Source organism: Psychrobacter sp. PL19 (assembly GCF_017875835.1).
GTDB lineage: Bacteria > Pseudomonadota > Gammaproteobacteria > Pseudomonadales > Moraxellaceae > Psychrobacter.
In genome coordinates, this window is the sequence record NZ_JAGING010000001.1 from 1,465,720 (window position 1) to 1,480,281 (window position 14,562).

The 14,562-nt window shown below is 43.9% G+C and carries 10 protein-coding genes and 2 tRNA genes; 5 read left to right on the plus strand and 7 right to left on the minus strand.

Translation table 11 applies throughout. The annotated features are described in order from the left end of the window. The first annotated feature begins 402 nt into the window (after positions 1-402). On the plus strand, positions 403-1,689 hold the full coding sequence (gene serS / locus H4W00_RS06005; RefSeq protein ID WP_209956685.1) for a serine--tRNA ligase: 1,287 nt from the start codon (positions 403-405) through the stop codon (positions 1,687-1,689). 264 nt (positions 1,690-1,953) lie between these two features. Beyond that, positions 1,954-3,963 carry a transketolase gene (tkt, locus tag H4W00_RS06010; RefSeq protein WP_209956686.1) on the plus strand — a complete coding sequence of 670 codons (2,010 nt, stop codon included), beginning with the start codon at positions 1,954-1,956 and terminating at the stop codon, positions 3,961-3,963. Between the two features lie 74 nt (positions 3,964-4,037). Here the strand turns inward: tkt and H4W00_RS06015 are convergent, their stop codons facing one another. The 4 genes from H4W00_RS06015 to exaC all read right to left on the minus strand — a co-directional run bounded on the left by H4W00_RS06015 (position 4,038) and on the right by exaC (position 8,175). Beyond that, positions 4,038-4,643 carry a YceI family protein gene (locus H4W00_RS06015; RefSeq protein WP_209956687.1) on the minus strand — a complete coding sequence of 202 codons (606 nt, stop codon included), beginning with the start codon at positions 4,641-4,643 and terminating at the stop codon, positions 4,038-4,040. 264 nt (positions 4,644-4,907) lie between these two features. Beyond that, on the minus strand, positions 4,908-5,258 hold the full coding sequence (locus tag H4W00_RS06020; protein WP_209956688.1) for a DUF779 domain-containing protein: 351 nt from the start codon (positions 5,256-5,258) through the stop codon (positions 4,908-4,910). Positions 5,259-5,514: 256 nt separating this feature from the next. Beyond that, positions 5,515-6,543 carry an alcohol dehydrogenase AdhP gene (gene adhP, locus H4W00_RS06025; protein ID WP_209956689.1) on the minus strand — a complete coding sequence of 343 codons (1,029 nt, stop codon included), beginning with the start codon at positions 6,541-6,543 and terminating at the stop codon, positions 5,515-5,517. A gap of 105 nt (positions 6,544-6,648) precedes the next feature. Further along, the gene (gene exaC, locus H4W00_RS06030; protein ID WP_209956690.1) at positions 6,649-8,175 is read right to left on the minus strand and encodes an acetaldehyde dehydrogenase ExaC; all 1,527 of its coding nucleotides are present in this window, start codon (positions 8,173-8,175) and stop codon (positions 6,649-6,651) included. Between the two features lie 433 nt (positions 8,176-8,608). On the opposite strand from exaC, the gene H4W00_RS06035 reads away from it, so the two are divergent. The 3 genes from H4W00_RS06035 (at position 8,609) to H4W00_RS06045 (ending at position 12,043) form a co-directional block, all read left to right on the plus strand. After that, positions 8,609-10,537, plus strand: coding sequence for an AAA family ATPase (locus H4W00_RS06035; RefSeq protein ID WP_209956691.1), 1,929 nt, complete (start codon positions 8,609-8,611; stop codon positions 10,535-10,537). Between the two features lie 145 nt (positions 10,538-10,682). Continuing rightward, on the plus strand, positions 10,683-11,891 hold the full coding sequence (locus tag H4W00_RS06040) for a type I glyceraldehyde-3-phosphate dehydrogenase (protein ID WP_209956692.1): 1,209 nt from the start codon (positions 10,683-10,685) through the stop codon (positions 11,889-11,891). 61 nt (positions 11,892-11,952) lie between these two features. Continuing rightward, a tRNA-Ser gene (locus tag H4W00_RS06045) sits at positions 11,953-12,043 on the plus strand. A gap of 101 nt (positions 12,044-12,144) precedes the next feature. Here H4W00_RS06045 and H4W00_RS06050 read toward each other — a convergent pair. The 3 genes from H4W00_RS06050 to H4W00_RS06060 form a co-directional block, all read right to left on the minus strand. Next, positions 12,145-12,966: a hypothetical protein gene (locus tag H4W00_RS06050; RefSeq protein ID WP_334684888.1), complete on the minus strand. Its 822-nt coding sequence runs from the start codon at positions 12,964-12,966 to the stop codon at positions 12,145-12,147. 539 nt (positions 12,967-13,505) lie between these two features. Then, complete coding sequence (locus tag H4W00_RS06055; RefSeq protein WP_209956693.1) at positions 13,506-13,835, minus strand: CopG family transcriptional regulator; 330 nt, start codon at positions 13,833-13,835, stop codon at positions 13,506-13,508. A 256-nt stretch (positions 13,836-14,091) separates the two neighbouring features. Beyond that, a tRNA-Asn gene (locus H4W00_RS06060) sits at positions 14,092-14,167 on the minus strand. Positions 14,168-14,562 lie beyond the last annotated feature (395 nt).

The following is a 14,562-nucleotide window of genomic DNA, read 5'->3' on the forward strand; positions in this document are numbered from 1 at the left end:
TGGAAGTGGATTGAAGCTATGCGCTTATCTTACCGAAAAGTGTCTCTAAAAGAAACATATAAGCCGATCAACTCACTGTTAGATTTACAGGCGACAGTACTAATCGGTCTATATGCTATAGATTACATCGGATGAGTAACGTCAAACATAGTAAGGTTAGCATAAAATTACGCTGACATTAAAGCAGCAAAGTACCTGGCAAGCGATGACTAAAACGCGTGAAAATGTAGTTAAATTTGCTAGGTCTTGGTATCATAGCAGCTAGCATGCGCCATTATGACCTGCACATTAGATATAATAGCTTAACAAGCATATAAGATTAATTCTTTCTTCATTATTTAATGACTCTATTGTTTTTCTTTATCAACTTTTTATTAACTCTCAGCGCTACAGGCAGATATTATGATCGATCCCAAACTCTTACGCGGCGACTTACACGATTTAAAACAGCAATTGGCCACCCGTGGCTATGAGTTGGATATGGACTTTTGGCAAACCATCGAAAACGAACGTAAATCGTTACAAATGCAGACTGAAGAGTTGCAGTCGCGTCGTAACGCAGGGGCCAAGCAAGTGGGCGCGCTCAAAAAGTCAGGTGAAGATGCTAGCGACTTGTTAGCCGAGATGCAGAGTGTGAGTGGTGACATTAAGGCGGCTGAAGACGCGTTGCGCCGCTTACAAGAACGTATCACTCAAGCGGCATTACAAATACCAAATATCCCCGCAGCAGATACACCAATTGGTACCTCAGAAGACGATAATGTGGAAATGCGCCAATGGGGCACGCCTCGCGCGTTTGATTTTGAGATTCAAGACCATACCCATATTGGTGAGACTTTGGGTATGCTGGACTTTGAAGCGGCCACCAAGATTACGGGTAGCCGTTTTAACGTGCTAACCGGTCAGTTGGCGCAAATGCATCGGGCACTGATTCAATTTATGCTTAATACTCATACCATGAAGTATGGTTATACCGAAACTTATGTGCCTTACATCGTCAGTTCAGACAGCTTAAAAGGTACCGGACAACTGCCGAAGTTTGAAGATGATTTGTTTAAGCTAACCAATCACACGCATAATGAGGGAATGGATTTTTATCTGATCCCTACTGCTGAAGTGCCGATGACTAATCTGGTACGCGGCGAGCGCTTGGACATCAGTGAGTTACCTTTAAAATTCACCGCCCATACGCCCTGTTTTCGTAGCGAAGCGGGCTCGCATGGTCGCGATACCCGTGGTCTGATTCGCCAGCATCAGTTTGAAAAAGTTGAAATGGTTAATATCGCTACTGCTGAGCAATCTGATGCATTGCTTGAGGCAATGACTGGCCAAGCAGAAGATATCTTACAACAGCTCAATCTACCTTATCGTGTTGTGCAGCTATGTGGCGGTGATATGGGCTTTAGTGCGCAAAAAACTTACGATATTGAAGTATGGTTGCCCAGCCAAGACACTTACCGCGAAATCTCTAGCTGCTCAAACTGTGGCGATTTTCAAGCACGGCGTATGGGCACTCGTGTTAAAGATGGTAAGCAAACCAGTCTGGCTCATACCTTAAATGGTTCGGGATTGGCAGTCGGACGCACCTTGCTCGCGGTCATGGAAAACTATCAAAACGCGGATGGTAGTATCACCATTCCAGAAGTGTTGCGTCCATTTATGGGCGGCGCAGAAACTATTTCTGTTTAATGAGTAGCCGAAAATTAGGCACTATAGCCTGATAATTTCACGCTTATTATTGATACTCATTTAATAAAACTGATATGAGTTATTGTTAAATATACATGGTCTTATCATGCCAATTTTTGGTGTGGCTGGTGCCAAATATGTTAAGATTGCGCTTTAATTTTACAGCCTATTATTTAAGGGCGCATTTAGCGTCCTTATTTGCTTACCCTTGAGTAAACTCTCCTCTTATCTTCAATACCTCTCATTCGAATATTAGGACACTCTATGCCTGCTCCAATTAGCGAACGTAAATTAGCCAATGCCATCCGCGTACTGTCGTTTGATGCGGTTCAAAAAGCCAATTCTGGTCACCCTGGCGCGCCGATGGGCATGGCCGATATTGCTGAAGTTTTGTGGCGCAAATTTTTAAAGCATAATCCTGCCGATCCTAACTGGTATAACCGCGACCGCTTTGTGTTATCGAACGGCCATGGTTCGATGCTTATTTATTCATTGCTACATTTATCAGGTTATGACGTTAGTGTTGATGACCTAAAAGGCTTCCGTCAACTGCATTCAAAGACTCCGGGCCATCCTGAGCTGGGTTATACCCCAGGTATTGAAACCACTACCGGTCCATTAGGCCAAGGTATTGCCAACGCTGTTGGTTTTGCTATCGCAGAAAAAACGCTAGCCGCACAGTTCAATCGTGATGGTCATAATATCGTTGATCATCATACTTATGCCTTCTTAGGTGATGGTTGTTTGATGGAAGGCATCAGTCACGAAGTTTGCTCACTTGCTGGCACCTTAAGTCTTGGTAAATTGGTACTTTTCTACGACGACAATGGCATCTCTATCGATGGTAATGTTGACGGCTGGTTCACTGATGACACGCAAGCACGTTTTGAAGCTTACGGCTGGCACGTTATAAAAATTGATGGTCATGATACCGATGCCATTACCGCAGCGACAGCAGCAGCGATCAAAGAGAGCATCAAACCTAGCCTCATTATTTGTAAAACCACTATTGGCGCGGGTAGCCCGAATAAACAAGGCTTAGCGTCTAGCCATGGTGCGCCATTGGGTGATGACGAAATCGCTTTAACCCGTGATGCCCTATCATGGAAACATGCGCCCTTTGATCTAGACGACGAAATCTATCAAGCATGGGACGGCAAGCCAAAAGGCGATGTACTGCAGAAGAACTGGGATGCGGATTTTGCAGCTTATAAAAAAGCTTATCCAGAGTTAGCAGCTGAGCTATTACGCCGTCTAGATGGTGATCTACCAGCTGACTTTGATAAGCAAGCGCAAGACTACATTCAGCAAACTCAAGAGCAAGGCGGTGATGTTGCCAGTCGTAAAGCCAGTCAAAACGCGATTAATACCTTACAGCCATTATTGCCAGAACTCATGGGCGGTTCAGCGGATTTAGCTGGCTCGAACTTAACGCTATTTAAAGACGCCATAGGTATTCAAGATGATGCCGCAGGCAACTATATCTATTATGGTGTGCGCGAATTTGGTATGACCGCAATTGCTAATGGTATCGCGCTACATGGTGGCTTTATCCCTTACGTAGCAACCTTCCTGATGTTTATGGAATACGCACGTAACGCCGTCCGTATGGGCGCATTGATGAAGCAGCGTATTATCCATGTCTACACTCATGACTCGATTGGTCTTGGTGAAGATGGTCCTACCCATCAGCCAGTTGAGCAATTGACTAGCCTACGTACCACGCCTAATCTACGTACATGGCGTCCGTGTGATGCGACAGAATCTGCTAGCGCTTGGGTTGAAGCCATCAAATCAGAAAATAATCCATCAGCATTGATCTTTAGTCGCCAGAGCTTGCCGCATCAGCAGCGTGATAGCGAACAGGTGGCAAACATCACTAAAGGCGGCTATGTATTAGCAAAAGAGCAGGGGGCTGGTGATAAAGGATTACAAGCTATCATTATTGCTACTGGCTCAGAAGTCGGTCTTGCCATGCAAGCGTATAAGACCTTAAGTGAAAATGGCGTTAGCGTTCGTGTAATCTCTATGCCATGTGCTGAAATATTCAGCGAGCAAGATGCCAGCTATCGTGAAGCGGTATTGCCAGCTAATATCCGCGCACGTGTCGCAGTAGAAGCGGCACATGTGGACTACTGGTACAAGTTCGCTGGCTTAGATGGCAAGGTAATAGGTATGACCACTTATGGCGAGTCAGCCCCTGCGACAGACTTGTATAAAGAGTTTGGTATTACCACTGAAGCGGTCGTTGATGCGGTGAATAGTTTGGTTTAAGAGGTTCTAATAGTTTGAATTAAAAAAGAGTTGCTAGAATATTCTAGCAACTCTTTTTTTTATGCTTGTCACTCTTAGTTAGCAGCCACGAGGCTACCCGTTATATCAAGGGGTATCATATTGCCGACGATGCTTGGAAAAGCCGTTACCCCATAAGTAAACCTATCAATCATGCCCGTTGCCCGAAACTTTAAAATAGGTTTTTGAGTCACGGGATCATTTTTCATATTTGCTAGCGTCACTCTAACGGTTAAAGGTTTGGTTTGACCCAAAACGGTAAAATCACCCGTTACGTTCGCTTCTTTAGCATTAATCATATTAACTTTTTTTGATACAAAGGTCATAGTAGGATATTGCGCAATGTTAAGTAGCTCTTTTCGGCGCAACAAAGCATTCCGTAGATTGCCCCCTGCATCGACACTATGGGTATGCACGGTAAAATTTATCGTAGTAGCCGTTGGATTCTTCATATCATAATTGATTGAACCGTTAACTTTATTAAACTGACCGTCAATAGTGCCATTTCCTAAATAGGCCACTTTAAAGTCTACGTTGGTTTTTGGTACATCCATCTTCCACTTTTGCGGGGTGTTGGTGGAGGCTAAACCCATTACCGGTACTGATATTAACAAACAGGCAGTCAGGGTTATTTTAAGTAAAGAAGTATTAGGTGCATTCATTCTTATAATCCAAAGGGCAATCTTCACGAAATTATATGAAAATTTGGCCAGCTTTTTACAGCGAGTAACGAGTCGATAGCGTACTACACCTATTTGATTGTCGTGTATTATTAAAGTTATATGTTGTGAAAATAATTAGCATTACCAAAATTGGGAAATAGCTAGTTAATAATTGATAAAGCATTTGCTACTGGCTGCACAGTTTCCAAAGTGTCGTGGAGTGGTGAATATCAGCTAATAACAAGTTGCTATATAATAGTTTAATTATTTAGCAGATTCAGTATCACTTTCAACCGCACACACTTCTGAACGCACCATAAAGCGTTTGCCTTCTGGTATTTCTAGCGAAAAGCTCGCACCGCGACCGTTGACTACATCGATGGTTAAGTCTGTATGTTGCCATAAGTTATATTGCGGCTTACCCATATAAAATGGACAGCCAGCAAGTTCACCGATCAGCACATCTTGACCACCCACCTTAAACTCACCTAATGGATAACACATCGGAGAGCTGCCATCACAGCAGCCGCCTGATAAATGAAACATCAGCTCGCCATGTTTAGATTTCAGTAATTCGATTAGCTCCTTACAGGATTCTGTAGCTTCGAGTTTCATATCGTACTCCTTATCATTAAAACGTGCATTTTATTAGAGATAAGCGCTCCGTGTAAAAACATAAAAGGTCGTATCACATCCGGTCACATGACTAGTAGTATGTGACTGGAGATAATACAACCCATTATTTATGACCAAGCGTATTAACTATTAAACAATGTAGCTATATTAAACAATGTAACTATATTAAACAATGTAACTATATTAAACGATGCAACTATATTAAACTCTATAGCCACATCGAGCTATGATACAGCTACATAGTGTAATCGATGACAATACGCCCTTCGATTTTTCCAGCACGCATACGCTCAAAGATATCATTGATATTCTCTAACGGTTCAGCAGCGACGGTCGCTTTTACTTTTCCTGCTGCTGCCATATTTAATGACTCTTGCAAGTCAAGACGTGTACCGACGATTGAGCCACGAATGGTGATACCGTTCAGAACGGTATCGAAAATCGATACTGGGAAATCACCTGTTGGTAGACCATTAAAGACCACGGTACCACCACGTCTTACCATGCTTAGTGCTTGATCAAACGCTTTAGAGGACACAGCGGTCACTAGCACGCCATGAGCACCACCAATCTCTTTTTTTAGATACTCACCAGGATCGGTATTTTTAGCATTAACAGTGACAGTGGCGCCTAGCTTTTTGGCAAATTCAAGCTTGTCATCATCAATATCGACAGCGGCCACGTTAAGACCCATGGCAATCGCGTACTGTACGCCCATATGACCCAATCCGCCGATACCTGAAATAACGACCCAATCGCCTGGCTTGGTGTCGGTCATTTTAAGACCTTTATATACAGTGACACCTGCACATAGAACCGGTGCAATCTCAATAGAGTCAACACTATCAGGGATAATACCGACATAGTTGGCATTGGCTAGCACGTATTCTGCAAAACTGCCATTAACTGAATAGCCAGAGTTTTGTTGACTCTCGCATAAAGTCTCCCAACCGCCTAAACAATGGGTACAGTGACCACAGGCAGAGTACAGCCAAGCAACCCCAACACGGTCGCCTTCTTTGACATGGGTGACGCCGTCGCCAACTGCGGTTATTAGGCCGACACCTTCGTGCCCAGGAATGAACGGTGGACTGGGCTTAACAGGCCAATCCCCTTCAATGGCGTGCAAGTCTGTGTGGCAAACGCCAGACGCTTGCATCTTGACGACAATCTCGCCAGCACCTGGTGTCGGTATGTCAACTTGTTCAATCTGTAAAGGTTGTCCAAACTCATGTAAGACAGCCGCTTTCATTTTATTACTCATGATAATGTTTCCTAGTTATATTAATTTGATTTAAAGGGTCAAAAAATATTTATGCTATGGTTTTACGATTATGATTCGATATATAAAATGTTGTGAGTGAATGACTTAGAAAAACCCCATCGCTTTATTACTATAAGAAACCAGCATATTTTTAGTTTGTTGATAGTGAGCGAGCATCATCAAATGATTCTCACGGCCCATACCTGATTGCTTGTAACCACCAAAGGCTGCATGAGCAGGATAATGGTGATAGCAGTTGGTCCAGACGCGACCCGCTTTGATACCACGACCGAAGCGATAAGCACGATTACCGTTACGCGTCCATACGCCAGCACCAAGCCCATATAGGGTGTCGTTGGCGATGGTCATGGCTTCTTCATCATCTTTAAAGGTCGTCACAGCCAGCACAGGACCAAAGATCTCTTCTTGGAACACCCGCATGTCGTTAGTGCCTTCAAAGATAGTCGGCTGCACATAATAACCGTCTGCCATATCGCCATCGTGATGAGCGCGTTCGCCGCCCACCAGAACTTTAGCCCCTTCTTTCTTACCAATATCGAGATAAGAGAGGATTTTTTCTAGCTGATCAGAGCTCGCTTGAGCGCCTACCATCGTGTCCGTATCTAGCGGATTGCCCAGTTTAATGGCCTCTACCCGTGCAACGCAGCGCTTGATAAATTCATCATAGATACTTTCGTGTACTAGAGCACGTGAGGGAGAAGTACAAACCTCACCTTGGTTAAAGGCAAACAGTACGAGACCTTCAACTGCTTTATCTAGGAAGTCATCGTCCTCATCCATAATATCGGCGAAGAATACGTTGGGACTTTTGCCACCCAGCTCCAAGGTAACTGGAATGATGTTTTCACTAGCATATTGCATAATCAGGCGACCCGTTGTGGTCTCCCCAGTGAAGGACACCTTATTGATACGCGGGCTTGAGGCGAGAGGTTTACCGGCTTCGACACCGAAACCATTAACCACGTTGAGTACGCCTTTGGGTAAAATATCAGCGATACCAATGACGTCAAGTAAATACATAATAGAGGCAGGTGTTTGTTCGGCAGGTTTGAGAATGACACAGTTACCCGCAGCAAGTGCCGGAGCAATCTTCCATATGGCCATTAAAATTGGGAAGTTCCATGGAATAATTTGACCCACCACGCCAAGGGGCTCATGGAAATGATAAGCAACGGTATCGTCATCAATTTGGCTGATGCCACCTTCTTGGGCGCGAATGACACCGGCAAAATAACGGAGATGATCGATCGCTAATGGAATATCAGCAGCCAGGGTTTCGCGGACGGGTTTACCATTTTCATAGCATTCGGCGATAGCGATATGTTCAAGGTTGGCTTCGATGCTATCGGCGAGCTTGAGTAACAAATTTGAGCGTTCAGTGACACTGGTTTTACCCCAAGCATCCTTGGCAGCATGGGCGGCGTCTAAGGCTTTTTCAATGTCGGCGGCTTTAGAGCGGGCAACTTGACAAATAGTTTGGCCATTGATAGGACTGGTATTGTCAAAATACTCGCCATCAATTGGTGCGGTCCATTCACCATTGATAAAGTTGTCGTATTTTTTGCGGAATTGTACGGGGCTGCTTTCGGTATTGGGATTGGCGTATAACATTAAAGACTCCTTGGTTGTATATATAGCCAAATACTTATAGTTTCGCAACGGTCTTAGTCGAGCTTGCCATAACTGTGTATCGCTCGCGCTCGGTTCGCTGGTGTCGAAATTACATATATTTGACTGCTTGGTTTTCTGATCTTCCTGATCTGCCTGACTTGTGTTACCACTCTATCCTACTAATCTTTCGCTCTGACTTATAGTTACTTTTAATAATAATAATTTAGTTTAATAATAACTTTAAGTTATTAGTTGTTAGGTGCTTAAAGAGGTTCGCAAAGTTCGCACAGCTGCTATAATTGTGGGCTTAACAGTCTACTTGTTCAATAGACAGTCAGACAGTTCTACTTTTTACCATGTTTAGGCCGCTACCCATTGAATGTTTTCAATAGCAGCTCTCTTCTTTTCTCATATTATTGGTTGGTTTGGATCTATGCGTCAATCTTCTGCTCTCGATATCTTAAAAACAGGTCAAAACGTCTTTTTGACGGGCTCGGCAGGTTCAGGTAAGACCTATACCCTTAACCAGTACATCAATTATTTGCGTGCCCGCCGAGTGCCAGTCGCAGTGACTGCCAGTACTGGCATTGCTGCTACCCACATGAATGGCACTACGATTCATAGTTGGTCAGGGATTGGCATTAAGGATGAACTGAGCGAACGCGATTTGACCAATTTATCTCGCAAACAGTTTTTAGCGGATAGACTGAAAGACACTGCAGTACTTATCATTGATGAGATATCCATGCTGCATGCCAAGCAGCTGAATTTAGTCAGTCAAGTGCTCAAGCACGTCCGTAAAAATGACACCGCATTTGGCGGGATTCAGGTGGTGGTCGCAGGGGACTTTTTTCAGTTGCCACCCATTGGTAGTAAGGGCGAGAGTAATAGAGAAAAGTTTGCCTTTATGTCTGAGGCGTGGTTGGATGCTAAGTTTCATGTTTGCTATTTGAGTGAGCAGCATCGGCAGGTCAGTGAAGCGGCAAATGGTGGTATCGATTTGGACGATATCTTGAACCAAATTCGCCGTCAGCATGTGACCTTTGAGGCAATTACGGCTCTAGAAGCTACCTACGATCAAGATGTCGACATCAAACGTACTCGTCTATACACCCATAATCTCAACGTTAATAAAATTAATGATAAAGAGCTGGCAGACTTATCTGGCGAGATGATGCGTTTCGACGCGACCTCGACTGGCGACGATAAACTAGTAGATACCCTAAAGAAAACTGTGCGTACCCAAGACGAGCTTATTTTGAAAGTCGGTGCGAAAGTGATGTTTATCAAAAACAACACTGAGCTTGGGGTCTCTAATGGTACGATGGGCGAGTTGATTGGTTTTGCAGCCGTAAAAGTTGATGATAGTAGCAAAGATAAAAACGATGCTTTAATTAATGAAGATAGCGAGGAACTAAGCGCTAACGATAGCACTAATGTTAAGGCGGGCACTAAAACAAAAGAAAAAGCTAAAGCTAAAACCAAGAAACCTGCACCGCAAAAAATGCCAGTGGTCCGGCTTAATACAGGACGTGAAGTGGTCGCTGAGCCTGAAGAGTGGATGATTGAGGATGAAAGTGGTGAAGTGCTGGCCAGCTATTTACAAGTACCCCTATGTCTAGCGTGGGCGATTACTATTCATAAATCGCAAGGGATGACCCTAGATGCCGCTGAAATCGATTTATCCCGTACCTTTGAGCTTGGGCAGGGATATGTAGCATTATCGCGGCTAAAGTCTCTGGCAGGCCTACAGCTGCTTGGCATGAACGATATGAGCTTACAGCTAGACCCTCTAGCGCGCGGGGCAGATAAACGGTTCTTAGTACTTTCTGATGAAGCGGATGCCAACTATGCGATGCTTGACGAAAAAAGCATGCAACAAGCACATGAGAAGTTCATTCTAAAAACGGGTGGTACTCTCAACCAAGCAGTGATTGATGCTTACGCTAATCTGCAAAAGAAGCGCCGGGAACAGCAGCAAGCACAGCAAGATAAAAAGCAAAAATTAGGCAATCAAGTTGCCGACAAATCAGAGAGTACTTTACTCGCAACACGGCTACTATTGGAAGAAAGTTTCAGCATAGCTGAAATTGCACAGACACGCGGGCTTGCACAATCGACGATTATGCGCCATATTAGTGATCTTAAACGCCAAGATTCAAGCCTTGCTTGTGATCATCTGCGCCCTGAAGATGAGGTGATGACGGCGGTCGGTAATGCCTATGTGGCTATTAAAGTGGCCAACAATCCTAATGATTTTCATGACGATGGCAATGTGAAATTGCGCCCCGTTTTTGAGCACCTCAAGCAGAGCATCGATTATAACATTATCCGTTTGGCCCTAATTTTTATCACACCGTAAGATACTGGTTTTTTTACACTATAAGTGCTTACTATCCTAGAAGCTCGCGTTCCTAAGCCTGCGTACTAGTATTCTGACATCATTTTGTTGTGGTCCTTACAACGCCTAAATCTCCCTGCTCCTATATCTATAGCGATAACTTTTTATGCCTGATTTTTCTAGTGCCACTTATCGTCTGACGTCTGACCCCGCGATAGCAGCGGCGCTTCATGCGACCAGCGAGCATACCCAGCCGCTCAGAATTGCTATTAATGGTTTTGGTCGTATAGGGCGTAACGTACTACGCGCGCTACTGGAGCGCTTTGAGGTGCTTGGTCGTGCCATTCATGTGGTTGCTATTAATGATTTAGCGCCGGCTGAGACCTTATTGCATCTACTCAGGTTCGATAGCACGCATGGACGCTTGAGCCGATTGGGCGTTACTGCTGATATAGTACAAGAAGGCATCACCGATCGTCAGCAAAAACCCTGTGCGACAGCAAAGAATGACATTCAGCTGTGCTTGACCAAAAACAATCTTACTTACTGCATCCGTCTATTATCAAGATCTGATCCAGCAACATTGCCATGGAAAGATTTGCAGGTAGACGTGGTACTAGAATGCACTGGCCATTTTCGCTCCTATGCGCAATCATATCTACACATTGAAGCGGGTGCACGCCAAGTTATCATTGGTGCAGCACCCTTTGATGATGTCGATGCCTGTATCGTTATGGGGGTTAATAGTGACGAACTGACCAATGATCTACCAATTATTTCCAGCGTATCTTGTACGACTCAAGCACTAGTGCCACTAATCGCTACCCTTGATAAAGCCTTTGGAGTGGAGTCGGCGATGATGACCGAGATTCATGCGGTTACTGCTGACCAAACTGTGCTTGATCAAGCACATCGAGATCCGAGACGGGCGCGTGCATCGGGATACAATATTATTCCTACTACCTCTAGTAGCATTGCGGCGACCGAGCGCGTGTTACCGAAAATGGTAGGGAAGATAAACGGCCACTCGATCCGAGTACCGACGATTAACGTCGCGGCGATTGATGTGACCTTTGTATTTAGTACGCCGGATGTCAGTGTAGAAGCGCTGCGTAAGGCGCTCAAATCTGCTAGCGACGATAATTTGACCAACATTATGGCCTATACTGATGAGCCATTGGTTTCAAGCGACTTTATTCACCAGCCTGAGTCGCTGATTATTGATGGTCAGCAGCTGATGCAAATCGGCAATCAATATAAGGTCTTTGCCTGGTATGATAACGAGTGGGGTTATGCCAACCGGCTGCTCGATATGTGCTTGCATCTCGCTTCTAGTAAACAACAGGCCAGCAAACAGCGGTTAGTGGCAAAATAGTTTGGGTTTTTTACATTAGCCCTTGCATTCTCATTTCAGATCGTTATAATGATGCACAAATGGAGACGTGGCAGAGTGGTTGAATGCACCGGTCTTGAAAACCGACAAGGGTTCGTAGCCCTTCGAGAGTTCGAATCTCTCCGTCTCCTCCAAATTCAAAAAGCCCCAATCATTCATTGATTGGGGCTTTTTTATGGTTTAGTTTTATGCTTTAACCTTATGATTAGTAAATACCAAAGATTAATATCCACCATCATTTTTCTAGGATATCGGTAAACTCAATTTTTTGTCCATCGGCAAGCATCAGTGTGCCCTCACTAATCTCTATGGTTACGTCTTGCGTGTTTTTAATGGCGCGCATGACGTTGAGGTCTTCAATACTACTCTCAATAACTACTTTACCCGACTGCTCAGGCAAGATGGGTGGTACGAACTGAGTAAGCGGCACGTTAAAGCGTTTCCCCTTAGTTAGCCTAGCATCTTTCATTAGTAGCGAGCCTTTAAAGCTCTTAATAGGTACAGTGCCATGATTGGAAAGCATAAACGGTAGTTTAACTTGGTTTAGGCTGTCACTATCGCTAGTCTTGACTGGCAGTAGGGCAACTGGATAAGTTTGGGCATTAACAGCTCCCATTTGTCTACTAGCGACGATTGGGCTTTTTTTGCCCGTTGGATTATTAGGGTGGAGGCGTTCATACTCACGTTGCTGTACTAGAGCCTGCTTAATAGACGTACGTGTATTGGCTCCTGATTTGTAAGCATCACTAAGTTTCATACGCAGCATATAGCGGCTGAGAAGCTGACGATCGTTCTCAGGTAATTGCTCAAAGCTATCACCTAGCTTTTTTTGCCATTGATCAGAGTCAGTAGGAATGACTTGCTTACTGGGATCAGATTGGGGCATAGTGCAGCCACTGAAGACCGGTGCCATACCCAAAGACAGCAACAGCAGCATAACGCTGCTCATACGCTTAGGGATACCCTTACCGGCTAGCGCTGGGCGCAATATATCAAGGCAGTGTATTACCGCGTGACAGCGATTTATTAACTGCTTACTTGAGAAATTTACCATCATATGCCTCCTCATCAGCATCTAGGTATAGGTCACTACGCAAGTAATGAGCCATTACAAGTACTGAGTCTTTGCGAGTGTCTAGCTATTGTGAGCGTCTATCTAGGTCAACACTCAGCTAAGTATATGCTTACGGTCAGTGCGTCATTATAGATTTTTACGATTGGACTAAGATATTCTTATATCATTTAACAGTGTTAGCAATGCGATCAATTAATTGGTCCGAGCGAAAATATACTATGATCTATAAGTAGACCATTAGTCTTAATATACTGTGTTTCACGGGTTAGTGCGCTCAACTATCGCTGAATATTGTGTTAAATTTTGCAAGATAAGGGCTAAGAAACCATAATGGCTGACTGAAAAAACAAGGATTTAAAGTAAACAAGAGGCAGGTAAGCGTATCAGAAAATAAAATACGTCAAGGTTAAGCATTACTTGGTAAGCTTAACCTTGACGTATTTTTTATCAACAGCTGTTTTTATCAGTGATTTTTCACAGTAATGCGATTGTTAATAACAACGAGAATATGAGCAGGAAGGCTAATCATCATCTTGAAGCTCAGATAATGGGTGGGTAGTATTATTGTTATGAGTGACGACAATAGCCTCATCAATAATATGCTGACTGACACCACGCTTACGTAGCGTTTCAATGAAGACCTCGTCATGTGCTAAGGTATAATCTTGATGATCACGATCAAGACCCTGGCGAATATACAAACGAATCAGCCCTTGAATACGTTTAAAGCCAAGCTCTGATGAAGTCGCCCCTAACAGCTCAATCATCTCCTCAGAGAGACGAATACTAATCGGGCGCATGATTTTTTGCGGATGATCAGAAAATTTATTTTTTATGCGTGCAGGTATCATAATAAACCATTACTAGTAGTGAGTAGGAATAAAGAACTTGAACGAAAACTATAGATAGGTCTTATATAAATAGCGGTTAGGCTATTTGTTAAAAGCGCTGACAACGTCCGACAATGCTGAAGATAGACGCTACTGACCAAACGTGAGCAGTAGTACCTACCATACAACAAAACGGCCCAAAAGAACACTATGGCCACGCCAAAACAGCATCCATAAAAAAACCTTCATCGGATAGTGATGAAGGTTTCTTACAATATGGCTCCTCAACCTGGGCTCGAACCAGGGACACACGGATTAACAGTCCGTTGCTCTACCAACTGAGCTATTGAGGAATAAACGGTGATAACCACGGACTTACTGAGCATAAATGCTGAGCCAGTTCGCGTTATGTGGTGCATATTCTAGCCAAGTAGCGATTAGCTGTCAACCTTAAGATGTCATTTATCAGTAACTTTATGAGATTCTTCTTTAAGAGCAGATAAAAGCCCATTACTAAGCTTAATATGAAGTTTGTATCGTGTAAAAATATCCATTCAGTTGCTAAATAAATAATTTCTGTGCAACATTATTATCTCTAATCATGTTTAGTAACAGTCCTCTGACGCCAGTATAGTCAATGAAAAGTAATATCGATACATAGCCTACGGCTGGCATAAGTTTTTCTTGCTTGCTGTGCCTACGCAGACAGAGGCTGCACAAAGCTTATACCAGCAGTGCCGTCGCGTTT

What these genes read in the sequence shown, in the direction of transcription:
- adhP (WP_209956689.1), bottom strand. Translation starts at nt 6,543, where the DNA reads ATGAGTAATAAAATGAAAGCGGCTGTCTTACATGAGTTTGGACAACCT.
- H4W00_RS06040 (WP_209956692.1), top strand. Translation starts at nt 10,683, where the DNA reads ATGCCTGATTTTTCTAGTGCCACTTATCGTCTGACGTCTGACCCCGCG.
- H4W00_RS06055 (WP_209956693.1), bottom strand. Translation starts at nt 13,835, where the DNA reads ATGATACCTGCACGCATAAAAAATAAATTTTCTGATCATCCGCAAAAA.
- H4W00_RS06020 (WP_209956688.1), bottom strand. Translation starts at nt 5,258, where the DNA reads ATGAAACTCGAAGCTACAGAATCCTGTAAGGAGCTAATCGAATTACTG.
- H4W00_RS06015 (WP_209956687.1), bottom strand. Translation starts at nt 4,643, where the DNA reads ATGAATGCACCTAATACTTCTTTACTTAAAATAACCCTGACTGCCTGT.
- H4W00_RS06050 (WP_334684888.1), bottom strand. Translation starts at nt 12,966, where the DNA reads ATGATGGTAAATTTCTCAAGTAAGCAGTTAATAAATCGCTGTCACGCG.
- tkt (WP_209956686.1), top strand. Translation starts at nt 1,954, where the DNA reads ATGCCTGCTCCAATTAGCGAACGTAAATTAGCCAATGCCATCCGCGTA.
- H4W00_RS06035 (WP_209956691.1), top strand. Translation starts at nt 8,609, where the DNA reads ATGCGTCAATCTTCTGCTCTCGATATCTTAAAAACAGGTCAAAACGTC.
- exaC (WP_209956690.1), bottom strand. Translation starts at nt 8,175, where the DNA reads ATGTTATACGCCAATCCCAATACCGAAAGCAGCCCCGTACAATTCCGC.
- serS (WP_209956685.1), top strand. Translation starts at nt 403, where the DNA reads ATGATCGATCCCAAACTCTTACGCGGCGACTTACACGATTTAAAACAG.